Origin of the sequence: Burkholderia sp. BCC0044, assembly GCF_902832955.1 — a bacterium.
In the GTDB taxonomy this organism is placed as follows: Bacteria; Pseudomonadota; Gammaproteobacteria; order Burkholderiales; family Burkholderiaceae; genus Burkholderia.
Genome location: NZ_CADFDO010000001.1, coordinates 547,586 through 570,348, shown reverse-complemented (window position 1 = coordinate 570,348; position 22,763 = coordinate 547,586). Strand labels below are relative to the sequence as shown.

Annotated in this window: 22 protein-coding genes; 5 read left to right on the top strand and 17 right to left on the bottom strand. The window is 65.2% G+C overall.

Going from position 1 to position 22,763, the window contains the following annotated elements:
- Positions 1-65: 65 nt before the first annotated feature.
- The 12 genes from HWX14_RS02580 to HWX14_RS02525 all read right to left on the bottom strand — a co-directional run bounded on the left by HWX14_RS02580 (position 66) and on the right by HWX14_RS02525 (position 15,288).
- The gene (locus HWX14_RS02580; RefSeq protein ID WP_175881418.1) at positions 66-1,700 is read right to left on the bottom strand and encodes a dipeptide ABC transporter ATP-binding protein; all 1,635 of its coding nucleotides are present in this window, start codon (positions 1,698-1,700) and stop codon (positions 66-68) included.
- On the bottom strand, positions 1,700-2,803 hold the full coding sequence (locus HWX14_RS02575; protein ID WP_175881417.1) for an ABC transporter permease: 1,104 nt from the start codon (positions 2,801-2,803) through the stop codon (positions 1,700-1,702). Before HWX14_RS02575 ends, HWX14_RS02580 begins: the two co-directional genes overlap by 1 nt.
- Entirely contained in the window at positions 2,757-3,809 is a 1,053-nt protein-coding gene (locus HWX14_RS02570) for an ABC transporter permease subunit (protein WP_011549770.1), read from the bottom strand. The genes HWX14_RS02575 and HWX14_RS02570 overlap by 47 nt, the downstream gene beginning before the upstream one ends.
- A 12-nt stretch (positions 3,810-3,821) precedes the next feature.
- Positions 3,822-5,696, bottom strand: a complete 1,875-nt coding sequence (locus HWX14_RS02565; protein ID WP_175881416.1) for an extracellular solute-binding protein — start codon at positions 5,694-5,696, stop codon at positions 3,822-3,824.
- Between the two features lie 241 nt (positions 5,697-5,937).
- Positions 5,938-8,763 (bottom strand): TonB-dependent receptor, encoded by a 2,826-nt coding sequence (locus HWX14_RS02560; RefSeq protein WP_175881415.1) that lies wholly within the window; start codon positions 8,761-8,763, stop codon positions 5,938-5,940.
- A 352-nt stretch (positions 8,764-9,115) separates the two neighbouring features.
- Positions 9,116-9,691 (bottom strand): cupin domain-containing protein, encoded by a 576-nt coding sequence (locus HWX14_RS02555; protein WP_175881414.1) that lies wholly within the window; start codon positions 9,689-9,691, stop codon positions 9,116-9,118.
- A gap of 307 nt (positions 9,692-9,998) precedes the next feature.
- The gene (locus HWX14_RS02550) at positions 9,999-11,189 is read right to left on the bottom strand and encodes a tetratricopeptide repeat protein (protein ID WP_175881413.1); all 1,191 of its coding nucleotides are present in this window, start codon (positions 11,187-11,189) and stop codon (positions 9,999-10,001) included.
- A gap of 16 nt (positions 11,190-11,205) precedes the next feature.
- Positions 11,206-11,637: a biopolymer transporter ExbD gene (locus HWX14_RS02545; RefSeq protein WP_006475979.1), complete on the bottom strand. Its 432-nt coding sequence runs from the start codon at positions 11,635-11,637 to the stop codon at positions 11,206-11,208.
- A gap of 100 nt (positions 11,638-11,737) precedes the next feature.
- A complete protein-coding gene (locus HWX14_RS02540) occupies positions 11,738-12,160 on the bottom strand; it encodes a biopolymer transporter ExbD (protein WP_011549764.1) in 423 nt (140 codons plus the stop codon).
- Between the two features lie 20 nt (positions 12,161-12,180).
- Positions 12,181-13,080 (bottom strand): MotA/TolQ/ExbB proton channel family protein, encoded by a 900-nt coding sequence (locus tag HWX14_RS02535; protein ID WP_175881412.1) that lies wholly within the window; start codon positions 13,078-13,080, stop codon positions 12,181-12,183.
- Positions 13,081-13,166: 86 nt separating this feature from the next.
- Complete coding sequence (locus HWX14_RS02530; protein ID WP_175881411.1) at positions 13,167-13,868, bottom strand: energy transducer TonB; 702 nt, start codon at positions 13,866-13,868, stop codon at positions 13,167-13,169.
- 931 nt (positions 13,869-14,799) lie between these two features.
- Positions 14,800-15,288 carry a YbaK/EbsC family protein gene (locus HWX14_RS02525; RefSeq protein ID WP_058901485.1) on the bottom strand — a complete coding sequence of 163 codons (489 nt, stop codon included), beginning with the start codon at positions 15,286-15,288 and terminating at the stop codon, positions 14,800-14,802.
- 465 nt (positions 15,289-15,753) lie between these two features.
- Here HWX14_RS02525 and HWX14_RS02520 point away from each other — a divergent pair, with 465 nt between their 5' ends.
- A complete protein-coding gene (locus HWX14_RS02520) occupies positions 15,754-16,047 on the top strand; it encodes a YciI-like protein (protein WP_006475974.1) in 294 nt (97 codons plus the stop codon).
- Between the two features lie 7 nt (positions 16,048-16,054).
- Here HWX14_RS02520 and corA read toward each other — a convergent pair whose 3' ends face one another.
- The gene (gene corA, locus HWX14_RS02515; RefSeq protein WP_175882332.1) at positions 16,055-17,032 is read right to left on the bottom strand and encodes a magnesium/cobalt transporter CorA; all 978 of its coding nucleotides are present in this window, start codon (positions 17,030-17,032) and stop codon (positions 16,055-16,057) included.
- 200 nt (positions 17,033-17,232) lie between these two features.
- On the opposite strand from corA, the gene cydX reads away from it, so the two are divergent.
- Together cydX and HWX14_RS02505 are read left to right on the top strand one after the other, a co-directional pair.
- Positions 17,233-17,379: a cytochrome bd-I oxidase subunit CydX gene (gene cydX, locus HWX14_RS02510; protein ID WP_175881410.1), complete on the top strand. Its 147-nt coding sequence runs from the start codon at positions 17,233-17,235 to the stop codon at positions 17,377-17,379.
- Complete coding sequence (locus tag HWX14_RS02505; RefSeq protein WP_175881409.1) at positions 17,376-17,993, top strand: ATP-binding protein; 618 nt, start codon at positions 17,376-17,378, stop codon at positions 17,991-17,993. Before cydX ends, HWX14_RS02505 begins: the two co-directional genes overlap by 4 nt.
- Positions 17,994-18,091: 98 nt before the next feature.
- Here HWX14_RS02505 and HWX14_RS02500 read toward each other — a convergent pair whose 3' ends face one another.
- Both HWX14_RS02500 and HWX14_RS02495 read right to left on the bottom strand, forming a co-directional pair.
- Positions 18,092-19,192: a saccharopine dehydrogenase C-terminal domain-containing protein gene (locus tag HWX14_RS02500; RefSeq protein ID WP_006481527.1), complete on the bottom strand. Its 1,101-nt coding sequence runs from the start codon at positions 19,190-19,192 to the stop codon at positions 18,092-18,094.
- Positions 19,193-19,710: 518 nt separating this feature from the next.
- Positions 19,711-20,175 (bottom strand): Lrp/AsnC family transcriptional regulator, encoded by a 465-nt coding sequence (locus HWX14_RS02495; RefSeq protein WP_006481526.1) that lies wholly within the window; start codon positions 20,173-20,175, stop codon positions 19,711-19,713.
- Positions 20,176-20,423: 248 nt separating this feature from the next.
- On the opposite strand from HWX14_RS02495, the gene HWX14_RS02490 reads away from it, so the two are divergent.
- Both HWX14_RS02490 and HWX14_RS02485 read left to right on the top strand, forming a co-directional pair.
- Positions 20,424-20,963 carry a Spy/CpxP family protein refolding chaperone gene (locus HWX14_RS02490; protein WP_175881408.1) on the top strand — a complete coding sequence of 180 codons (540 nt, stop codon included), beginning with the start codon at positions 20,424-20,426 and terminating at the stop codon, positions 20,961-20,963.
- 140 nt (positions 20,964-21,103) lie between these two features.
- Positions 21,104-21,535 carry a PGDYG domain-containing protein gene (locus HWX14_RS02485; protein WP_006491182.1) on the top strand — a complete coding sequence of 144 codons (432 nt, stop codon included), beginning with the start codon at positions 21,104-21,106 and terminating at the stop codon, positions 21,533-21,535.
- Between the two features lie 40 nt (positions 21,536-21,575).
- Here HWX14_RS02485 and HWX14_RS02480 read toward each other — a convergent pair whose 3' ends face one another.
- Both HWX14_RS02480 and HWX14_RS02475 read right to left on the bottom strand, forming a co-directional pair.
- Positions 21,576-21,938 (bottom strand): DUF3022 domain-containing protein, encoded by a 363-nt coding sequence (locus HWX14_RS02480; RefSeq protein ID WP_175881407.1) that lies wholly within the window; start codon positions 21,936-21,938, stop codon positions 21,576-21,578.
- A gap of 13 nt (positions 21,939-21,951) precedes the next feature.
- Complete coding sequence (locus HWX14_RS02475) at positions 21,952-22,740, bottom strand: YhfC family glutamic-type intramembrane protease (RefSeq protein ID WP_175881406.1); 789 nt, start codon at positions 22,738-22,740, stop codon at positions 21,952-21,954.
- Between the last annotated feature and the right edge of the window lie 23 nt (positions 22,741-22,763).

Below are 22,763 nucleotides of genomic sequence, written 5' to 3'. Positions count from 1 at the left end.
CGGCATCACCGTCGGCGCCGCCGCACGGCGTATGGGCGGCCTGGGCGTACTTCGCCCGGTTCACGTCAATCATCGGTGCTCTCTTGTGTGCCGCGCACCGGAGCCAGCATCGACGACGCGAGCAGCGCGCGTGTATACGGATGGGACGGCGCATGCAGCACGTCGAGCGTATCGCCCTCCTCGACTACCCGCCCCGCCTTCATCACCACGACCCGGTGGGCCATTGCACGCATCACCGCGAGATCGTGCGTGATGAACAGGTAGCTCAGCTTGTACTTCTTTTGCAGATTCGTCAGCAGATTCAGCACCTGCTTCTGGATCGACACGTCGAGCGCGCTCGTCGGCTCGTCCAGCACCAGCAGCTCCGGCTCCACCGCCAGCGCGCGCGCGATCGCGATGCGCTGGCGCTGGCCGCCGGAAAATTCGTGCGGATAGCGAAGCATCGCTTCGGCCGGCAGGCCGACCTCCTGCAGCAGCGCGGCGACCCGCGTGCGCCGCGCGACGCCGGCCACCTGCGGCCGGTGCACGGCGAGCCCCTCGCCGACGATCTGCTCGACCGTCATGCGCGGCGACAGCGAGCCGAACGGATCCTGGAACACGACCTGCATCCTGCCGTACAGCGCGCGCCTGCCGCCCGTCGTCCGCAGCGCGTCCAGCGGCATGCCGTCGATTTCGATCGAGCCCGCGGCCGGCCGCTGCAGGCCGAGCACCGTCGCCGCCAGCGTCGATTTCCCCGAGCCCGATTCGCCGACGATTCCCAGCGTTTCGCCGCGCCTCAGGTTCAACTTCACATCGTGCACGGCGCGGAACGTCGTCTTGCCGAGCACCGCGCGCCAGCCCTTCGCCGCGACGCGGTAATCGACGGCGAGGTCCTGCACGTCGAGAATCGTCTGCGCGCCCGCCGCGACCGGCTCGACGTCCCGCTGCGGGGCGCTGTCGAGCAACCGGCGCGTATAGGCGTGCTGCGGCGCGGCGAACAGCGCGTCGGTCGTGTTCGTCTCCACGAGCACGCCCTGCTCCATCACGGCCACGCGCTGCGCGAAGCGCCGCACGAGATTCAGGTCGTGCGTGATCAGCAGCACGGCCATCCCGCGCGCGGCCGCCTCCTGCTCCTGCAGTTCGATCAGCAGGTCGACGATCTGCTGGCGCACCGTCACGTCGAGCGCCGTCGTCGGCTCGTCGGCCAGCAACAGCCGCGGCCGGCACGCGAGCGCCATCGCGATCATCGCGCGTTGCCGCTGGCCGCCCGACAACTGGTGCGGAAAACTGTCGATGCGCCGTTCCGGCTCCGGAATCCCGGTGCGCCGCAGCAGCGCGATCCCCCGCTCGCGCGCATCGCCCGGCCGCAGCCCCTCGTGCAGCCGCAGGCTCTCGGCGATCTGCTTGCCGATCGTATATAGCGGATTCAGCGCCGTCATCGGTTCCTGGAACACCATCGCGATGTCGGCGCCGCGAATCCCGCGCATCTGCCGTTCGGTCTTCGCGAGCAGGTCCTCGCCGTCGAACAGCATCCGTCCCGACAGCGTCGCCTGCTGCGCGAGGCGCAGTATCGACAGCGCCGTGACGCTCTTGCCCGACCCCGATTCGCCGACGAGCGCCACGCGCTCGCCGCGGCCGACCGACAGGCTCAGGTCCTGCACGGCCGCCTTCGCGCCGAAGCGCGCCGAAAACCCGTCGATCTGAAGCAACGCGTTCGCCATCATCGCTCCCCGCCGAATGCCGAGCCGCGCGAGCGCGTGTCGAGCGCGTTGCGCAGCGCGTCGCCCATGAAGGTCAGCAGCAGCAGCGTGATGACGAGCGCCGAGAACGCGGAGATCGAGATCCACCACGCGTCGAGGTAGTTCTTGCCTTCCTGCAGCAGCTCGCCAAGGCTGGGCGTCGGCGGCTGCACGCCGAGGCCGAGGAAGTCGAGGCTCGTCAGCGACAGGATCGCCGCGCTCATCCGGAACGGCAGGAACGTGATCACCGGCGTCAGGCTGTTCGGCAGCACGTGCCGCCACATGATCTGCCAGTTCGACAGTCCCATCGTGCGCGCGGCCTTCACGTAGTCGAGCGCGCGGTTGCGCAGGAACTCCGCGCGCACGTAGTCGGACAGCACGAGCCAGCCGAACATCGACAGCAAGATGAACAGCAACCACAGCGACGGCGTGAAGATCGATGCGAAGATGATCAGCAGGTATAGGTCGGGCAGCGCACTCCAGATCTCGATCAGGCGCTGCCCGACCAAGTCGGTGCGGCCACCGTAGAAGCCCTGCAGCGCGCCGGTCAGCACGCCGACCAGCACGCCCGACACGGTCAGCGCGAACGCCATCAGCACCGACAGCCGGAACCCGTACAGCAGTCGCGCGAGCACATCACGCCCGAACTGATCGGTGCCGAGCCAGTTGCTCGCCGACGGCGGCGCCGGATACGGCCGCGATGCGAAATAGTCGATCGTGTCGTAGCGGTAGCGATTCGGCGGATAGATCGCGAAATTTCCGCCTGCCTCGAGCTTCGCGCGAATGTACGGGTCGAGATAGTTGGTTTTCGCCGGAAAGTCGCCGCCGAACTCGGTCTCCGGATAGTCCTTCACAATCGGAAAGTAATAGTGCCCGTCGTAGCGCACGAGCAGCGGCCGATCGTTCGACAGGCCGTCGGCACACAGGCTGAGCACGAACAGCGTCGCGAAGATCGCGAGGCTTGCATAGCCGAGCGGCTGCGCACGAAAGCGCTGCCACGTGCGCCGCCACGGCGACGGCGACGGCGCGCACGCTGGATCAGTGGTCCAGGCGGCTGAACTGGATACGGGGGTCGACGAGGACATAGCAGATATCCGCGATAAGCTTGGTCAGCAGACCGATCAGGGTGAACAGGAACAGCGAGCCGAGCACGACCGGATAGTCGCGGCGGATCACCGAGTCGTACGACAGTTGCCCCATCCCGTCGAGCGAGAACAGCGTCTCGATCAGCAGGTTGCCGTTCAGGAATGCACCGACGAACGCGGCCGGCAACCCGGTGAGCAGCGGGATCGCCGCATTGCGCAGCACGTGCTTCCACAGCACGTCGCGCTCCGGCGCCCCTTTCGCGCGCGCGGTCAGCACGTATTGCCGGCCGATTTCGTCGAGGAACGTGTTCTTCGTCAGGATCGTGACGATCGCGAAATTGCCGATCACCGACGCGGTGACCGGCATTACCATGTGCCACAGATAGTCGAGCGTCTTGCCGATCAGCGTCAGGTCGTCGAAGTTGTCCGACGTGAGCCCGCGCATCGGAAACACCTGCCAGAACGTGCCGCCGCCGAACAGCATCAGCAGCAGCACGCCGAGCACGAAGCCCGGCACCGCGTAGCCGGTCAGCACCAGCACGCTCGTCACGGTGTCGAACCGCGAACCGTTGCGCACCGCCTTCGCGATGCCGAGCGGCACCGACACGAGATACGTGAGGATCACCGTCCAAAGCCCGAGCGTGATCGACACTGGCAGCTTCGAGCGGATTACCGCCCACACGCTGCGGTGCGCGAAGTAGGACTGGCCGAGGTCGAACGTCGCATAGCTTTTCAGCATCAGCACGTAGCGTTCGAGCGGCGGCTTGTCGAAGCCGAACTGCTTGCGGATCTGCTCGATCTGCTGCGGGTCGACACCCTGGCTGCCGTGGTAGCCGCCCGCGCCTCCGCCCGCCTCCCCGCCGCGCGCGCTGCCGTGGCGCAATTGCGCGAGCACCTGTTCGACCGGGCCGCCCGGCACGAACTGCGTGACCGCGAACGTGATCGTCACGACGCCGATCAGCGTCGGGATCATCAACAGCAGGCGCCTGAGTATGTATGCCAGCATGGTTGTTCTCCGTCAGGCCGCCGGAGCGGGTTGAACCGCCGGCCGCTTCCCGTACCAGTAGTCGACGATCCAGTCCTCGTACTGATAGGAAGCCGGCACGACCGCCGGATGGCCGAGCGTCGTCTTGTACGCGATCCGCGCGTTCGGCATGTAGTACTGCGGGACCAGCACGTACAGGTTGATCAGCACGCGATCAAGGGCGTGCGTGGCCGTCTCGAGATCGTCGAGCGTATTCGCCGCGAGCGCCGCGCGGATCAGCGCATCGACGGCCTTCGACTTCACGCCCGGATAGTTCTCCGAGCCGGGCTGCGAGGCGGCCGCACTGCCGAAACGGCGGGTCAGCTCCGCGCCGGGGATCGTCACGGGAGAGTAGATATACGTCGTCATGTCGTACTCGAAATTGTCGAGCCGCTTCTGGTAGAGCGCGCTGTCGATCTCGTGCAGGTACGCATGGATGCCGAGCGTCGCGAGCGCTTGCGTGTACGGCAGGATCAGGCGATCCATGCCGGGCTGGTCGTCGATGATCTCGATCGTCATCGGCGTGCCGTTCGCGTCGCGCAGCGCGCCGTCGCGATAGTGCCAGCCGGCCTGCGCGAGCAAGTCGCGCGCTTGCCTGAGGTTCGCGCGCAGCGAGCCCGGCGGCAGCGTCGACGGCTGCTTGACCATCGGCCCGAACACCTCCGGCGGCAGCGTCGAGCGGTACGGTTCGAGCAGCGCGAGCTCCTTCGCGCTCGGCATGCCGGACGCGGCGAACGGGCTCGCGTCCCAGAAGCTGTTGGTGCGCCGGTACTGTCCGTAGAACATCATCCGGCTCATCCAGTCGAAGTCGAACGCCAGCGCGAGCGCATGCCGCACGCGCACGTCCTGGAACATCGGCTTGCGCAGGTTCATCAGGAAACCCTGCATCTGCGCGGGGCCGTCCGGGAATTCCCCCTTCTTCAGCATGCCGTTGCTGAAATTCTTGCCGACGTACTTGCGCGCCCACTGCGTCGAGCTGTACTCCATCCGCGCGTCGACATCGCCGGCCTTGAACGCCTCGAGCGCCGTGTACTGGTCGAGGTACAGCTTGAACGACACGCGCGCGAAACGGAACATCCCGCGCCGCGACGGCAGATTCGCGGCCCAGTAGTGCGGGTTGCGCACGTACGCGATCTGCTTGTCGTTCCTGCGCTGCTCGATCAGGTACGCGCCGCTCGCGATCGGCGGCTCGTTCGCGATCTGGTCGAACGGCGGCCGCGTACCGTCCGCGCGTTGCCCCCACTTCGGCGAGAACACCGGCAGGTCGCCTGCGATCAGCGCGGCGTCGCGCTCCGCGTGCTTGAATTCGAAGCGGATCGTGTGGCTGTCGACGACCACCGCGCGCTTGATGATCGAGAACTGCGCGTTGTAGAGCGGCGATGCCTGCGGGCTCGTCAGCGTATCGAACGAATACTTGACGTCGGCCGCGGTGATCGCGTCGCCGTTCGAAAAGCGCGCGGCCGCGTTGATGTGAAACGTCGCCGACAGCCCGTCGGCCGCGACCTCGACGTCGTCGGCGATCAGCGCGTATTCGGACGCGAGTTCATCCCAGCTGCGCTGCATCAGCGTGTCGAACATCAGGTTCTTGATGTCCGGCGCGGGCGAGCCGCGGGTCAGAAACGGGTTCAGCGAGTCGTAGCTCTGTGCTTCGTCGTAGTTTTCGAAATTGAGCGTGCCGTCATTCGGCGCGTCGGAATCGGCATAATCGAAATGCGTAAAATTGGCCGGGTACTTGGGCTGGTCGTATTGCGCGATCGCCGACACCGCGAGCGCCGCACGTGGCATGGCGCTACCCGACACGAGCAGCACGGCGCACGCGAACAGCGCCGCGCGCGGCACGCCTGCCCATCGCCATTTCAACAGTTTCATGGTCCGTCTGTCCGAAAGCGTGCGGGCGCGATGCCTGCGCGCGGTAGATTCCTGTGCAGGATGCCGCGTGCCACCTGCATCCCACTGGTTGTTCGTGCTGAAAACGATCCGGCAAACTGCATCGCCGCACGTCCCGGTTGCGGGCCGTCGTGGCGTCAGGCGAAAAAGGGCCGCTCCAAAAAAATGGGGAGGTGGACGTGGAGCGGCCGGTCTAAAACCTATCAGTGCATCGCAATCGCCATCAGAACTTGTAGGTCGCGCCAACCTGCGCGAATCGACCGACATACGTGTACAGCGACGTGTCGTAGCCCGTCTGGTAGCTCGCGTTCATATAAACCGGGTCGAACGGCGGCGCACGATTGAAGATGTTGTCGATGCCCGCGTAGATCGTCCAGTGCTTGAAGCCGGTGTAGCTGACCATCAGGTTGAACTGACTGTACGAAGCCACGCTGTCCTGCATGTTCGGATATTGGCCCGGCGACAGGATGGCCTGGCTGTACGGTCCCGTGAACATCCACGTCAACGTCGCGTTCCATTGGTTGTGGTAGTTCCAGTTCAGACTCGTGTTGCCCTTCCAGCGCGGGAAACTGCCGCCGAACGGCTCGTTCAGCGAACCGTTGTTGCCCGCGAAGTCGGTCGTCTCGCCGCCCACCGGCATCTTGAAGTGCCATACGTAGGCCCAGTCACCCGACAGCGTGAAAGTGCCGATCTTGGTTGACACCGACTGGCGGAAGGTGGTCTCGAAGCCGTCCGTATCGAGCGACGACAGGTTCATGTACGGCAGCAGCACATACGCGATCGAGCCGTTCGGGTTACGGATCACCTTCGACGGATCATTCTGGTCGACCACCGTCTGGATGTCTTCCGTGCCAATCACGTTGTCGATGTGGATCTTGTACCAGTCGAAGCCGAAATCGGTATTGCGGGTGGGCGACAGCTGGAAGCCGATGTTGTAATTCTTGGTCCGCTCCGGCTGCAGCTTGCTGTTACCGGTCTGCACTTCCTCAACGAGGTTGTATGCGTTCGGGTTGTTAGGATCGTTCGAATCGACCGCGCCCTGTGCGCCGTAGGTCCTCGACGAGGTGTTTTCGATCAGCGTCGGTGCGCGGAAGCCACGGTTGTACGAACCGTACATCGTCAGCTCGCGGATCGGCTGGAAGCGCAACGCGAAGCGCGGCGAGAATGCTCCACCGAAGTCACTGTAGTGGTCATAGCGCCCCGACTGGCTGAACGTCAAGTTCTTCAGGATAGGAATGTCGATCTGGTAGTAGACCGCCGCGACGTTGCGCTCGCCGTTGACCGATTGCAGCGACGGCTGAACGAGCGTGCCGTTCGCGTAGTCCGCGCCCGTACCGATGTACTGGCTCTGGTGCGTGAATTGCGTACCGAGACCCAGGCCGACGTTACCCGTCGGCAACGTGAACAGGTTCGGCGTAGACAGCGTCGCGTCGACAGCGTCGAGCTTCGTGATGGCCTGTGTCGACGTGCTTCCGTACAACCCGTCCAACCCGTTCGGGGTCGACGACGGATTGGCGAAGTTGAACACGCCGTTCTGGACAATATTTTCCAGTGCGGCCGCGTTGATCAGGTTCGAATAGTTGTTCGAAACCGTGTTCTGCGAATGCGTGTAGGACGCTGTCCAATCCCAATCACCCACGCGTGGCGTGCTGAACGAGCCTTTCACGCCCGTCGCGGCACGCCAGAAGTTGGAGCTCGTATGCACGGCCTGCGTGGCCGGGAATGCGTAGACCAGCTTGGCCGGCACGCCAAACGGGTTATACGGGTTGCTGCCCGGCACCAGGTTCGAAATCGGGGTGAGACCGCCCGTCGCCGGATCATAGGTCTGCGTGCTGTTACCGAGGCGGCCGACGAAGTTGTTCGTGACCGTCGTATTGTTGCTTTCCCAGAGATCGGCGAACGCCTGCATCGCGTCGTTGATCTTGAAGTCGGCATGCACCTTCGCGCTCAGGCGCTCAGTCCACGGCGACAGCGACGATGCGTACGCAGTGTTGTTTGCGCAGACCGTGCCGGGACCGTTGACCTGCGCGACCGAGGTGCCCGGCACGGCTTGGCCTCCGTTCGGACACGGGCTCAGCGGCACCTTCGCGCCGGTGGCCGGATTGCGCCAGTACGACACGCTCTGGTTCGACAGGCCGCCCGGGAAATTGGAGAAATTCTGGTTCTGCGTCGTGTCGCGATCGGCGATCGAGATGCCGTTCGACTTGTAGTAGCTGAGCGCTGCGGTCACGTTGAAACGGTCGGCGTTCAGGTCGCCGAAGCCGCCCAGGATGCTGAACTTCGTCGTGCCCTGGCCGCCTTCACCGTTCGTCGCACCACCGTAGCTGCCCCCCAATTCAAGACCCTGAAAGTTTTTCTTCGTGATGATGTTCACCACGCCCGCGATTGCGTCGGAACCATACTGGGACACCGCGCCTGTCTTGACAATTTCGATGCGGTCGATGATGTTGAGCGGCAGCGTGTTCAGGTCGAAGAACTGATCGCTGCCATTCACTGCGAACGCATACGGCGACACCCGCATGCCGTCGATCAGCACCAGCGTGTATTTCTCGCTAAGACCGCGCAGCGCGATACCTGCGCCGCCCGGTGCGAAGCTGTTCGTCGAACCTTCGCTCCAGCTACTTGCCGAGTTCGCCGAGGTGCTGCGCAGGTAGTCAGCGACGCTGGTCTGACCGCTGTTCTCGATGTCCTTGCTCGTGACGGTCTGAACCTGGTTGAAGCCGACCTTGTCGGCCTGCCGGATCAGCGAACCCGTCACTTCGAACCGCTTGATCTGCGCGACCTTGCCTTGTCCGTTCGCGCCGGGCGCGGCAAGCGTCGCCTCGGCTGCCGCACCGGATGCCGAGGCACCCGTGGCAGCGACAGCGCCCGCCGCACCGTCCGCCTGTGCAACGGTCATGGGTGCGCCGTTCGCGACCGCATCCGCGATCGACGCGGCGCCCGGCGCCGGCTGGCTCTGGGCGAACGCCGGCGGCACCAGCGCGGCCGTCAGCGCCAGTTCCGCCCAGACTATCCTCTTGATGGCCAACGCCAAAACTCTCTGCTTCATCTTGTTCCCTCTCGCTCGTAGTAAGACCCCGCCTGCTGCGTGCCGGAACCTTGTGAATTCCTTGCGCGTCCTGGGTGCCCGTGTAACGGAACCCGCGATAGCCACTTTTCCGCCTGCCATGACTCGAACGGATCGGCCTCGGGGCACCCGTGCCACTCGGCATCACCGTCTCTTTATATTTGATTCGTCATACTTACTACATGTAATGAGCGCACTTCCTGCTGCTTCCGATTCGATGGATGACGAGTCCAGCCCTGCCGACAACGAAACTGTTCGCGCGCCGTACTGCGTGCTGTCTTCCATCGATCGGGTACTTCTCCTGCATCGCGGCGTGCAGCACCTGCCGCCTCCGCTAGAACAACCGCGGCGTACCGACCCAGACGATCACCGCCTCTTCGTCAGCCGTGTTGTGCCACGCATGCGGCAGCGTCGACTCGTAGTGCGCGGTGTCGCCCGCGCTCAACACGAACGTGCACTCCTCCAGCGTGAGCACGACCCTTCCGCGCATCACGTAGAGAAACTCCTCCCCCGCATGCGTCGTCACTTCCGACGGCGACTGCCCCACCGGTATCCTGACGAGAATCGCGTCGAGCTTGCGACCGTCCACGAGATTCGTCAGCCGCGCAAAGGAGCTCGCCGAGTTCGCGAACTGGAAATACTGCAACGCGTCGCCGCGGCACACCGAGCGCGCCTCGGTCGGCGTGTCGATGAAGTACTGCATCGTCACGCCGAGCGCCTTCGCAATTCGGACCAGCGACGTGATCGACGGCGTCGCGCGCCCGCGCTCGACCTGCGACAGGAATGGCTTCGAGATCCCTGCCGTCGTGGCCGCTTCGTCGAGCGTGAGTTTCAGCCGCTGCCGAAGCGCGCGGATCTTGTTGCCGAGCGAAATCGCGACGAGCACCGATTCATCGGGAGGCAAGACCATGGAAGAACGGACCCTCTCAATCGAAATCGGTTTGATGTCGGCAGCCCTTGCCCGACGCCATGAGGCTGCCGCCGCGACGCGAGGCTGAGCGACCCTTCGCCGACGCGCGCACGTCGCACGCGGCGCGAAACGGGATGCCCGCTTCGTGGTCGCGCGATTCTCGCTCATTTCATTCGGTTTACTAATTAACAAGGCTGCCCCTTTTCTTCGTCCAGTCAGACTTCCCTGCCTTCAGGTGGCCGCAATGGCACGTGTATGCCGTACGGCGCTCATCCCGCCTCTGGCCCCTGCGTCCTCCGGCGTCGCCTTACCGCGACGCGACGACCGTCCAGAGCTTCGCCAGATCCGCCGATCCGTCGGTACCCTTCACCGTGCGCAGCACCTGGACCGCGTGCGCCTTCTGGCCCGCCACGTAGTACGCCTCGCCGAGCCGCAGCCGCGCCGCATCGGGATGCTCGAGCCCGCCCTTCGCGATCGCCTGCTCCATCATCGACAGCCCCTGCGCCGCGTGGCCCGCGAACACCAGATTCATGCCCGCGTCGATCGGCGCCACCGGATCGGCAGCGTCCGCGCCCGACTGTGCGCGCTTGTCGGCCAGCCCCCGCAGCCGTTTCTCGCGGTCCGCCTGCGCATCCTTGCCCAGCACGCCGGACGCGAACCCCTGGTCGATCACCTGCCGGCCTTCGGCCGGCGTGCCCGCCACCAGCGCGAGCTGCGTCATCTCCATATAGGCGTCGGCCGTCGTCAGCGAGCCCGTCGCCCGGCGCAACCGGTAGATGTCGAGGTCGAGCGACGACAGGTAACCGGGGCTGGCGCGAATCGCCGAGACCATTTCCTCCCAGTACGCCGGGCTCGGGTGATAAGCCACCAGCATGGCGAGCGCGCTGCGATAGGCGCCGGCATCCTTGCTCTTTTGCGCGCAGGTCGCCAGCATCTGCAACTGCCCTTCGTCCGGCGCGTGGCCGGCCTTCACCTGTGCGTCCGCGCTCGCCTTCAGCTGGCTCACGACCTGGCCGCAATCGTTCGACAGGTAATACGACTGCGTGAGCAGCGTGCGCATTTCCGGATCCGTGCCGCCCGCCTTCAGGTAGCGCTGCGCGACGCGGATCGCCTGCGGATAGTTCTTCTGCTGGAAGTAGATCCCCGCGAGCGCCGCCGTCGTCCGCTGCTCGTCCTCGCCCGACAGGCGCCCCGAGTTCAGCACGGTTTCGTAGGCCTGCGCGGCCACGCCGGTATCGCCGGCCGCCATCGCCGCCGCGCCACGCGTCGCTTCCACCATGTAGGTTTCATACGGCGTGCGGTTGGGCACGGCGGCCGCCTGCGCGATCTTGCCGAGCGCGTCGCGATACTTGTGCGCGCGATACAGCTCCTGCGCCGCCGCCAGCGGCTTCGCCACATCGGGCCGCAACGCGTCGGCTGCCCACGCCGGCCGGCCGAGCGCGCAGGCCGCACCGAGCGCCGTCAGCGCCACCATCCGTTTCCATCGTTGCTGGTTCATCGGTTGGCCTGTCCCGTCATTGCATGAACTGCTCGTTGCCGATCAGGCCGATCTTCGTCGCGCCCACGCGCTGGGCGGACGCCAGCACGGCCGCCACGTCCTTGTATGGCGCCAGCTTGTTCGGCCGCAGATGGATCTCCGCCTGCACGGGCTCGTGCGCGACCTGTGTCAGCTTCGCCTCGAGCGCCGCGCGATCCGGCACCGGCGTGCCGTTCCACGTCGTCGTGCCGTCGAAGTCGATGTCGATCTGCACGACTTCCGGCTGTGTGGCGGGTGGCGGCGGGTTCCCCACCGGCAGATCCATCTTCACCGAATGCATCTGGATCGGGATCGTGATGATCAGCATGATCAGCAGCACCAGCATCACGTCGATCAGCGGCGTGGTGTTGATGTCGACCATCACGTCCGGCTCGCTGCTGCTCCCGCCCGAAGGCACGTTCATTCCCATCGTTTGCTCCTGTCGACCAGAGTTAGCGCTTCAGCGCTTGTTCTGGTCCCATGCTTCGCGGTCGATCCGAATCGGCGCGTGCGCCGTTCCCCATCCAACGCTAACCACCCCGCGCCGGCGGTTCCGTAATGAACGACACCTTCGCGATACCCGCGCGCTCGCACATCGTGATGACCCGGCCGATGAACTCGTAGCGCGTGTTCTGATCGCCCCGCACGTGCACGCTCGGCTGCGGCTGCTGCTGCGACACGCCCTTCAGCTTCGCGAGCAACGTCGACGCATCCACCAATTGCTCGCCCCAGAAGAAATCGCCGTCGCGGTTCACTGCGATCTCGACGCTCTTCGGCGTGGTCTGCAGCGGCTGCACGACTTCCTTCGGCAACTGCAGCTGGATCGTGTGCGTGACGACCGGAATCGTGATCAGGAAGATGATCAGCAACACCAGCATCACGTCGACGAGCGGCGTCGTGTTGATGTTCGCGATCACCTCGTCGCTTTCGTCCTGCCCGACGTTCATGCCCATCGCGCGCCTCCGTCAGCCGGTCAGTTCACGAGCGACGCGGCGGCCGACGGCACGCGAGCGGGACGTTTGCTGCCGGCCAGCAGCACGGTATGCAGCTGGGCGCCGAAGTTGCGCACCCGCTCCATCACCGACTTGTTGCGCCGGACCAGGAAGTTGTAGCCGAGCACCGCAGGCACCGCGACCGCCAGGCCGATCGCCGTCATGATGAGCGCCTCGCCCACCGGGCCTGCGACCTTGTCGATCGACGCCTGACCCGCGATCCCGATCGCCGTCAGCGCGTGATAGATCCCCCAGACCGTGCCGAACAGCCCGACGAACGGCGCGGTCGAGCCGACCGTCGCGAGGAATGCGAGCCCGTCCTGCATGCGGTTCGACACGTTCGTGATCGAGCGCTCGACGGACACGTCGATCCACGTGTTGCGGTCCACAGCTTCGAGCAGCGCCTCGTCATGATGCTCGCCCGCCTCGATCGCCGTTTCCGCGATGAAGCGGAACGGCGACGCCTCGTCGAGCAGCTTCGCGCCCTCGGCCAGCGACGGCGCGCTCCAGAGCTGCGCGTCGGCGAGTTTCGCGCGGCGGTTCGCCCGCAACTGCTCGACGAACTTCGTGATCATGATGTACCAGCTGCCCATCGACATGATCACGAGCAGGATCAGCACGAAGCGCGCGACGAAGTCGCCGTTCTTCCAGAGTGCGCCGAGCCCGTACGGATTCTCGACCGCTTCGGTCGCGGCCGGTGCCGGCGGCGGAGCCGGCTCGGCGGCGGCGGGCGTCGGCGCCGCGGCCTGTGTCGACGCGTCGGATGTCGCCGTGGATCCGCTCGCTTGCGCGTAAGCGAGTTGCGGCGCAACGAGCCCGTCGATTGCAGTGACGGACATCAACAGGCTTGCCGCCAGCGCGGCCAGAGAACGCTTCGTCATACCCCACTCCAATTCTTTCGTTGAACTTACGATTAAAGTTCAAGCCGGTTTTCCCCGGTCCGGCTCCCGCCGGACCGCCCACTGCATCAATTCAGGTTGAACGAGAACGGCACCTGCACCCGTACTGCCTGGCCTTGCGCCACGCATTTGAAGCGCTTCACGGTGTTGTAGGCCGCCCGATCGAGCACGGGGTCGGCCGACTGGGCCACGCGCTCGTTCGTGATGTTCCCTTCCGCATCCACGACGAACTCGATCGTCACGTCACCCGTGATGTTGTTTTCCTGCGCTTCCTTCGGGTACTGCATCGACGCGCGAATCGAGTCCGAATTCGGGCAGACGACACCCACTTCGTGACTGACCGGCTTGGCCGGCGCGGGCGGTGCGACGACCGGCGCCTGCACGGCCGGCGCGGACGGCACCGGTGCCGACTGGTGCGTGATGGTCGCCTGTTGCGGGGGCGCCTGCACCGGCACTTCGGGCGGCGGCACGAACGGCGGCGGCGGCGGCGCGAACTTCGGCGGCGGAAGCTTGACGACCGGCATCGGCGGGGGCGGCGGCGGCTTCACCGGCTCGATGATGCGGGTTTCGATCGGATGCTGGATCACCTGCACGACCTTGGTCGCGAGGCCGTTGAGCAATGCGTAGATCAGCACTGCATGCAACAGGAGGACGACTGCGATGCCGCCGAAACGGCGCACCGGATTCTGCTGCTTCTTGCCGAATTCCCGCGGACGCCCCAGCGTGGCCAGTCCGCTGTTCGAAGCAACCAGATGCTCTTCGACTTTCATGCCCACTATCCTTCCCCCAAGCGAATCGCCCAGTTTCGCGATGATGGCCGGCGCCGGAACCGGGTCGGTTCCGTCTCCGCCTCAACTCGAAATTTCATTTTTAATTCAATTGGCAATCCGAATTGAAAGCATCGATTTCGGATCGCGTTTATTCAATTTCAAGGAATCGTTTCAACCGCAACGGGATAGCCGCCCTATCCGGCGTCCATCCCGCACCAGCGTGGTCAGGCAATTGTCAGCTGCGTCGACACAGGCACATTTCTCGTATGACGATTGGATCTTCGTTACACGACGATGTCAGCCAGGCCGTTCGTCTTGGGTGCAGAAGATAGCAAGGAAAAAATCCGGGCGTCAAACTTTATTTGATACTTGAATACAAAGTTTGGAGGCCTTACTCGAATAACGAGTTAGTAAGCTTCATTAACCATTGCCCACCAATTCAGTAATTGATTTGTATGGTGTGCGCACTTATTCGGTGCCCATGCATAAATAATCACTAATTTAGTGCGACGCACCGAATTGGCTCGCCCGGGCGTGCGTTGCCGGATGCGTTTCGTTGGCTCGCCCAGGGACGGCAGCCGGTAGACCACTGCCGCGTCCGCATCCGGCGCGGGGGCGAGAAGCCGCTCATGTCAAGAACCGGCTTGCATCCGCGCGAACAGGCCCTCGCCGACTCCATGGCGGTCACGCGATGCTCAGGCGGCGCTCAAGTTCCTATATCTCAAGGATGACAAATCAAAACAAACAGAGCTTGCCGCTCATCAGAAGTCCATCAAATAATTCGTATAACCAATCTATTTTCCGACGCCGGAGACCACTGCGTCAGCATGAATCCATTACCCGCCCCTCGGCGCGCACAGGCATCCCCGCCTCACTGAACCCAGCGAAAAATGCCTGCGTGTACGCTTCATCGACGAGCGACCGACATCGCTCAGGACAACATCATTCCCTGCATCCTGTGCGAGAAATGCGCGCGCTCGGCCGTCTCCATCAGCATCAGGAATTCGTCCTGCATCATGTGAATCAGCGCTTGATGATCGCCGGCCTCGAAATAGACTTCCGGCTGCTGCGCGAGGCGCTCCTCGAGGAACGTCTTCATCCCGTACGCCATGCACACCGGCGGCAACGCGCCCATGTCGCAATCCTTGAACAGTTCGCGCAATTCGACCTCCCGGGCGAGCACGAGATGGCGTCCCGTCTTCACCCAGAGATCCGACAGGCGCACGGCGTGCGTCGTCGGCAATACGGCGGCGACGTAGCCCTCGGCGTCCTCGAGGAGCACGGTTTTCGCGAGACGATCGCCGGGAATATGCGCGGCGGCGGCCGTCTCCATGCTCGTATGGCTATAGGGGTGGTACACGACTTCGTACCGCGATGACTTCTGGCGCAGGCAATCCTGCAGGGTGGCTGAGACCGGCATGGCGCACCTCGTCTGGGCGAATCTGACGAATAGGGCGAACGACGTTCGCTCCGGATTCGTTCAGCATAGGTCGCATTCCGGCCCAATGGAAACGCCCTCAGGCCACGCCGGTCCACACGGCCCGGCAGCCGGCGCCCTCGGTTCCCCTTCGAGCCGTCCGCCCGCGCCGGCATGTGAAATCCGGCCCCGGAATACGCTTGGCGGACCCTCATTTCTGCAGGCAGATTTCAGGCAGTGCGAACGAAGATGCGGTCGCGCCCGCCAATTTGTCGACGTTGAGAAACTCGACCGTTAGTTGCGTTTCAAGAAGAACATCGGGATACCGCCCGGGATGCGCCGTTCAAAAAACGAACCTGCGAACGACCGCCGACCCGCCGGCAAACCCCACCGCCACGGCTTTCCCGGTGGCCTATACTGAGCCGGCCGCCCACCATTCCGCGGCAGAAACCGACTCCTGGAGCGACCATGCATTACCAGTTGATCTATGAACTCGTCGACGATTACCTGTCGCGGCGCGAGCCGTTCCGTGCTGAGCATCTGGCGCTCGCGCAAGCTGCGACCGAGCGCGGCGAACTCGTGCTCGCCGGTGCGCTGGCGGACCCGGCCGATCAGGCCGTGCTCGTATTCGAAGGCGATTCGCCGGAAGCGGCCGAATCGTTCGCGCGCGCCGATCCGTACGTGCAGAACGGCCTCGTGAAATCGTGGCGCGTGCGGCCGTGGCGCGTCGTGGTCGGCAAGCACGCGCCGCGTCCGGCGTGAAGCCGGACTACAGCCACCCTGCCCGCTTGAAACGCCACCACAGCGCGAGGTCGGCGATGGCCATCACCGCGATGCAGCCGTAGAACCCGTATTTCAGGTGCAGCTCGGGCATGTTCGCGAAGTTCATCCCGTAGATGCCGGCGATCATCGTCGGGATCGCGAACAGCGCGGCGAACGAGCCGAGCCGCTTGGTCACCTCGTTCTCCGCGAGCGAAATCATCCCGAGGTTGACCTGGATCGCGGTGACGACCATCTCGCGGCGCCCTTCGATCGTCTTCACGATCCGCTGCAGATGGTCGTACACGTCGCGGAAGTAGGCCGCCATCCCGCTGCAGACGTGCGGCACGCGCCCGCCGGTGAGCTTCGAGAGCGGCTCCATCAGCGGCGCCGTGTGCTGGTACAGCAGCACGAGCCGGCGCTTCAGCGAATAGAGATCCTCGATGATCGCGCGCGACGACGCGGGCGTCGCCTTCGCGAAGATGCGATCCTCGAGTTCCTCGAGCTCGGTGCCGAGCGTTTCGAGGATCGGGAAATACCGGTCGACGACCTGGTCCATCAACGCGTAAAACACGAACGCCGAACCCTCTCGCAGCAGATGCGGCTCCCGCTCGCAGCGCTTGCGCACGTCGCGGAAATCCTGCTCGGTATGGTTGCGGATCGACAGCACGTAATTCGGGCCGACGAACACGTTCAGTTCGCCGACCTTGAATTCGCCGTCGTCCTCGAGTTCGACGGTGTGCAGCACCGCGAACAGCGAATCGCCGTATTCCTCGATCTTCGGCCGCTGATGGCCCTTGCGGGCATCCTCGAGCGCCAGCTCGTGCAACCCGAACTCCTCGCCCATCAGGTCGATTTCCTCGGGCGTCGGATCCTTCAGCGCGACCCACACGAAGCATTCGGGCTTCGACACGTAATCGCTGATGGCGTCGATGTCGATATCGGCCAGCTTGCGGCCATCCTGGTAAGCAGCGCAGTTGATCAGCATGTTGTCCACGATGTTGCGGTTTGCGCATCAGTTTAACGGTTTGCTGCACGGACGACCCGGCTTGCGTGGCACGCCGATATTGGTCATGATCGGGCTGAGTGCGCCGCAGCACGCGCGTCGGCGCACGTCGACAGGCCCACCGGGTCTGCGTTGCGCGCCGCACAACGGCCGTGCGGCCCCACCGTCAAGGAGACAGATCTATGTGGTATTTCTCGTGGATACTCGGCATCGGCGTGGCGCTCGGCTTCGGCATCATCAACGCGATGTGGCTGGAAGCGGAAGTGTTCTCGCGCGGCGACAAGCGCGGCGACACGTCGCGCCAGGAAGCAGGGAGCCGGTATTCGTGACGCATCTCGTGTTCTTCTGCGGTCACGCCGGCACCGGCAAGACCACGCTCGCGAAGCGGCTCATCGGGCCGCTGATGCGCGCGACCGGCGACGCGTTCTGCCTGCTCGACAAGGACACGCTGTACGGCCGCTACAGCGCGGCGGCGATGGGCGCGCTGACGGACGATCCGAACGACCGCGACAGCCCGCTCTACCTGAAACATCTTCGCGATCCCGAATATCAAGGCCTGCTCGACACGGCCCGTGAAAATCTCGCGCTCGGCATCGGCGCGCTCGTCGTCGGCCCGCTGTCGCGTGAAGTGCGCGACCGCCGCATCCTCGATCGCGCGTGGCTCGGCATCGCGCCGGACGTCACGCTGACGGTCGTCTGGGTCCACACGTCGGAAGACGTCGCGCATCAGCGGATCGTCGCGCGCGCCAACCCGAACGATGCGTACAAGCTCGCGCACTGGGACGAATACCGGCAGCGCCGCTTCGTGCCGAGCGGCCACGAATGCGACGGCATCGTGATGTTCGACAACACCGCGCCGTCCGACGCGGACCTCGACGCGCTGCTGTACCGCATCGTGCCGCCGCCGCAACCGGCGACGATGGTCCCGCCGCTGCCGGCCTGAGCGCGCCGCCCGGCGCCCTTCCCTTCCCCGCAAAAAACAACGCCGGAAGCGCTGCTGCGCTCCCGGCGTCGTACGGCCCTCGTGTCTGGTAACTGCGGTCAGGCAACCGCGTGCACACGCTCCATCGTGCCGCCGTCGTACAGCTTGCCGAAGCGGTTCGACAGGAACGCCTTCAGCGACACCTTTTCCTGCGGGATGAAACCGCTCTGCGGCAGCTTCTTTTCGCGGAACAGATCCAGCACCGCGCACATCGCGCCGGCCGTCGTGATCTGGATCGCGCTCATGTGCATCCCGCACACGTCCTTCGCGAAGATCTTGCGCGTGAACACGTCCTGCACCAGCTGGCCGTCCTTCACGCCCGTCACCGTGACGAACACGAGCACGACGTCCTGCTTCGTCGACGGCACCGCGCGGCGCATGATCGACTTCAGCGTGTCGCGATCGGTCGACAGGCGCAGGTCTTCCAGCAGGAACTGGACGAGCTCGCGGTGGCCCGGATAGCGCACCGACTTGTAGTCGAGCGTCTCGACCTTGCCCGACAGCGTTTCGCACAGCGTGCCCAGGCCGCCCGACGTGTTGAACGCCTCGTATTCGGTGCCGTCGAGCGAGAAGTGCTCGAGGCCTTCGAGCGGCTGCACCCACTGCTTGCGGCCGTCGCGGATCGCTTCGCACGGCTGGCAGTATTCGTTGATCAGGCCGTCGACGCTCCACGTCAGGTTGTACTTCAGCGCGTTGGTCGGATATTCCGGTAGCGCGCCGACGCGCATCTTCACGTCGCGCACTTCGCTGAAGCCGTTCACGAGTTCGTGCGCGGCGATGCCGATGAAGCCCGGTGCGAGCCCGCATTGCGGCATGAACGCGCGGTCGGAGCCGTCGGCCAGTTCGCGGATCGCGTGGGTGGCGCGCACGTCTTCGGTCAGGTCGAAGTAGTGAACGCCCGCAGCCTTCGCGGCCGCGGCCACGTTGACCGCGAGGTAGTAAGGCAGCGCGTTGACGAGCGCATCGAAGCCCTTCACCGCTTCGCGAATCGCATTCGCGTCGGCCGAATCGACCCGTTGCGTCGCGATGCCTTCGCGCGACAGCTTCGCGAGCGCATCCGCGTCGCGGTCGAACGCGACGACTTCGTAGTCGCCCGTTTCGCGCAGCATGTGAGCAATGGTGTGGCCGATCAGACCTGCGCCGACGATGGCGATTTTCATGCGCTTATCTCCTGATGATGGGTGGGTGTTGGTGTACGGCGTCGAGCCATGGACACAGTGTAGGGACGCTCAAAATCAGTTCCAAGACGAAGAATGATGCGAAACGACCGATAATTTCGACGTTATGACGAAGCATTTCGTCGAAACGACACATTCGTCTAAAAATCGCGTAAAGGCGCTGTCGCGAACCGGCCGTTGGCGGCTGCGCATTGCGACGACGAAGACGACGACGCACCGCATGGCTCCCGACGCACGAACTGCACATGCGTCAGGTGTTACACGCTGTGTCGAAGCGAAATACGGAAAGGAGATTCGGGAGAGAGGCGCGCGAAGTGCGCGGAAGGATGGCGACGGGCACCCGTACCGATCATGATGTGCAGCGAATGCCGATACGAATGCGTGCCGGCACCTACCCGACGTTAATCCAGATGCCCGTGACGCAACGAAACCTGCGCCGCACATGCGCTCGCGCCGTTCGTCATGCGCGGCGCAGCGTATAACAAGTCACGTACAACGGCTCAGCCGCCGATCGTCCCGCGATCGATCTTGCGCGACAGGATGATCGACGTCGTCGTGCGCTCGACGCCTTCGAGCGTGCCGATCTGGTCGAGCAGGTCGTTGAGCCGTTCGGGCGAATCGGCGCGCAGCCATGCGACGTAGTCGTATTCGCCGCTCACCGCGCACAGCAGCTGGACTTCCGGCATCCGGTCGAGCTTGCGCAATACGTCCTTGCCGAACTTCGGCGTGAGGATGATGCCGACGTATGCATAGATGCTCGCATCGAGCACGTCCTGCCCGAGCCGCACGCTGTACCCGGCGATCACGTTGGTGCGCTCGAGCCGCGCGATGCGTGCGACGACCGTCGTGCGCGCGACGTCGAGCTGGCGCGCGAGATCCGCGACGCTGGCGCGCGCATCGGCTTGCAGCAGCGCGACGAGTTGCCGGTCGAGATCGTCGAGTTGGTCGAGGCGGGGTGGACGCATGACGCTGGGCCGGTACGCATGCGCCGGCGAAGTGGAAAGTGACGCGATGATAGCGCCGAACGCGGGCACGCCCAACCGGCACGGGCCGGATTCAACCTTTCGATTTCGATTCGTATCGGATGTAAGCAAGTGTCGCATTCACTGCTGCACCGCAGGCAACGTGCTACTAATAGCGGGCGACGCGAAAGGCGCGCCGGCGGCGATGGCCGCCGCGCCCGCTCGCAAGACACCACCCCGGAGAGCCAACCATGAAGAAAATCTCGCTCACCCTCGCTACGCTCGTCGTTGCAGCCAGCGCATTCGCGCAAACCCCGGCGCAGCCGCAAGCGCCCGCCCAGGCGCCGGCCACGACGGCCGCGGCATCGGCCCCGAGCGCCGAACAGCGCGCGGCACGCCATGAAGCGCGCATCGAGCAGCGCATCAAGTACCTGCACGACCAGTTGAAGATCACGTCGGCGCAGGAGCCGCAATGGAAGACGTTCGCCGACACGATGCGCGACAACGGTGCAACGATGGGCCGCCTCTACGGCGAACGGATGGCCAAGCACGACGTGTCCGCGCTCGACGACATCAAGCAGTATGCGGAACTGTCGCAGGCGAACGCCGACGGCGCGAAGAAGCTCGCCGACGCGTTCGCGCCGCTCTACGAGAGCTTCCCGGCCGAGCAGAAGGCGCTGGCCGACACGACTTTCCGCAGCTGGCTGCACCACGGCGGCGAGCACCGCGGCAAGGGCAAGACGAAGGGCAAGGCGGCCGCGCCGGCCGCGAGCGCACCCGCGCAGCCCTGACGCCCCCCGCCGGCGCCGTGCCGGCCCGCTCGGGCCGAACGGCGCCGCGCCGCTATCGACGATCGGCGACGGCGCGCCACACGGCGCGCCGAATTCGGGATAAGCTCCCGGCTTTTCCCGCTTTCCCGCCCTTCCCCGCCATGCTCGAACTCAAGCAACTCGATCTGCGTACCGATCCGCAGGCCCGTCGCGTCGTCAAGGACGAAACCGTCGCCGTGTCCTTCGCGGACGCCGACGGCGAACTGATGAGCCTCGAAGGCCCGAACCGTTACGTCGCAGGCGACGCGCTGATCACCGGCTCGACCGGCGACCGCTGGGTCGTGTCGCGCGCACGCTTCGACGCCAAATACCTGCCCGCCGATCCGGCGCTCGCGCACGGCACGCCGGGCGCCTACCGCAACCGGCCGGCCGTCGTGCTCGCGCGCCGGATGGACGAACCGTTTACGATCGCCCGCTCGGAAAACGGCGACACGCTGCGCGGCGTCGCCGGCGACTGGGTGATGCAATACGCGCCCGGCGACTACGGTGTCGTGCAGGCGCAGCGCTTCGCGCAGGTCTACCGCGACGCTTGACGCGTAACGCACCGCGCCGGCACGAAGCCGGCGCCGCTACTCACGCAAAGTCTTCGTCGAGTTCGAGTGCCGCGTCGCGCTCGACGGCCTCGCCGGCCGCGTGCCGCTCTTCGAGCGACCCCAGCATCGCTTCCGTATACGCATGCAGCACCGCATGGCTGCGCGCGCGCTGCATCGGCTTGAGCGCCAGGTAGCGCGCGAACGCGGCCGGCACGATCCGGATGTCGAGCGTCATCCGCTTCGGCGTCGCGCCGAACCGCATCGCGAGCCAGTGCACGGACAGGAAGCGCCCGCGCGCGTCGCTGCTTTCGGCGAAGCGCGTCTGCTCCGGAAACAGATCGCAGATCACGCGCGCGAGCGCGTCGAATTCCGCGCTCTGGCATTCGATCAGATAGTCGTCCATTCCGTCTCTCCCGTCAGGCCGCCGCACGCGACGGCCGGCACGCCTTCACCAGCACGACCACCAGGATCGCGGCCAGCACGAAATACACGGCCTCGACCCACGCGGCCGGCAGCACGCGCACCTGGTACAGCAGCGTCGGCGTCGCCGCGAGCGCATGCAGCACGATCGCGAGCGGCAACACGGCGATTCGCCCGGCGCGCACGCCGCGCCACACCAGCACCGACAGCGCCAGTTGCACCGCGAACGCCGCGCAGCGTTCGAGCAGCAACAGCAGGATCGACTGGGCCGACAGCGTCGCGAGCATCATGTGCAGCCGCACCACGGTGTCGACCGGCAGGTCGGACAACTGCGTCTCGAGCTGGCCGCGGCTCGCGAGCCATGCGAGATACGACCACTGGCCCCACACGAGCACGCCGACGAACCACGCTTCGGCGCCGCCGTGGCCGATTCCGTAGCCGATCCCGCGGCCGTCGCCGGCCGATGCGCCGTAGCGGCGGTTCAGAAAACGCATCCCGAGATAGCGGCCGACTTCCTCGAACATCGCGGTCGCGAGCGCGCCGTACGCGACGAACGCGAGCGGCTGCGTCAGCCAGCCGTCCTCGGGCGTGTGGCTCAGCACGAGCCCGTGGAACGCGCGCTCGAGAATCATCGCGGACAGCGTGAAGACGGCGACGCCGACGATCGTGTCGCGGCGGTTGAGCGCAATCGGCTTGCGCAGGATGCGGTAGAGGACGAGCGGCAGCAGCGCGATGATCAGCGTGGCGGCGATCAGCGCCGCCAGCGTGACGGGAGCGACAGTCATGGAGTTCCTTGTTCGGGGCGGCG

Coding starts and splice junctions, on each gene's coding strand:
- HWX14_RS02580 (WP_175881418.1), bottom strand. CDS start 1,700: ATGGCGAACGCGTTGCTTCAGATCGACGGGTTTTCGGCGCGCTTCGGC.
- HWX14_RS02575 (WP_175881417.1), bottom strand. CDS start 2,803: ATGTCCTCGTCGACCCCCGTATCCAGTTCAGCCGCCTGGACCACTGAT.
- HWX14_RS02570 (WP_011549770.1), bottom strand. CDS start 3,809: ATGCTGGCATACATACTCAGGCGCCTGCTGTTGATGATCCCGACGCTG.
- HWX14_RS02565 (WP_175881416.1), bottom strand. CDS start 5,696: ATGAAACTGTTGAAATGGCGATGGGCAGGCGTGCCGCGCGCGGCGCTG.
- HWX14_RS02560 (WP_175881415.1), bottom strand. CDS start 8,763: ATGAAGCAGAGAGTTTTGGCGTTGGCCATCAAGAGGATAGTCTGGGCG.
- HWX14_RS02555 (WP_175881414.1), bottom strand. CDS start 9,691: ATGGTCTTGCCTCCCGATGAATCGGTGCTCGTCGCGATTTCGCTCGGC.
- HWX14_RS02550 (WP_175881413.1), bottom strand. CDS start 11,189: ATGAACCAGCAACGATGGAAACGGATGGTGGCGCTGACGGCGCTCGGT.
- HWX14_RS02545 (WP_006475979.1), bottom strand. CDS start 11,637: ATGGGAATGAACGTGCCTTCGGGCGGGAGCAGCAGCGAGCCGGACGTG.
- HWX14_RS02540 (WP_011549764.1), bottom strand. CDS start 12,160: ATGGGCATGAACGTCGGGCAGGACGAAAGCGACGAGGTGATCGCGAAC.
- HWX14_RS02535 (WP_175881412.1), bottom strand. CDS start 13,080: ATGACGAAGCGTTCTCTGGCCGCGCTGGCGGCAAGCCTGTTGATGTCC.
- HWX14_RS02530 (WP_175881411.1), bottom strand. CDS start 13,868: ATGAAAGTCGAAGAGCATCTGGTTGCTTCGAACAGCGGACTGGCCACG.
- HWX14_RS02525 (WP_058901485.1), bottom strand. CDS start 15,288: ATGCCGGTCTCAGCCACCCTGCAGGATTGCCTGCGCCAGAAGTCATCG.
- HWX14_RS02520 (WP_006475974.1), top strand. CDS start 15,754: ATGCATTACCAGTTGATCTATGAACTCGTCGACGATTACCTGTCGCGG.
- corA (WP_175882332.1), bottom strand. CDS start 17,032: ATGCTGATCAACTGCGCTGCTTACCAGGATGGCCGCAAGCTGGCCGAT.
- cydX (WP_175881410.1), top strand. CDS start 17,233: ATGTGGTATTTCTCGTGGATACTCGGCATCGGCGTGGCGCTCGGCTTC.
- HWX14_RS02500 (WP_006481527.1), bottom strand. CDS start 19,192: ATGAAAATCGCCATCGTCGGCGCAGGTCTGATCGGCCACACCATTGCT.
- HWX14_RS02495 (WP_006481526.1), bottom strand. CDS start 20,175: ATGCGTCCACCCCGCCTCGACCAACTCGACGATCTCGACCGGCAACTC.
- HWX14_RS02490 (WP_175881408.1), top strand. CDS start 20,424: ATGAAGAAAATCTCGCTCACCCTCGCTACGCTCGTCGTTGCAGCCAGC.
- HWX14_RS02485 (WP_006491182.1), top strand. CDS start 21,104: ATGCTCGAACTCAAGCAACTCGATCTGCGTACCGATCCGCAGGCCCGT.
- HWX14_RS02480 (WP_175881407.1), bottom strand. CDS start 21,938: ATGGACGACTATCTGATCGAATGCCAGAGCGCGGAATTCGACGCGCTC.
- HWX14_RS02475 (WP_175881406.1), bottom strand. CDS start 22,740: ATGACTGTCGCTCCCGTCACGCTGGCGGCGCTGATCGCCGCCACGCTG.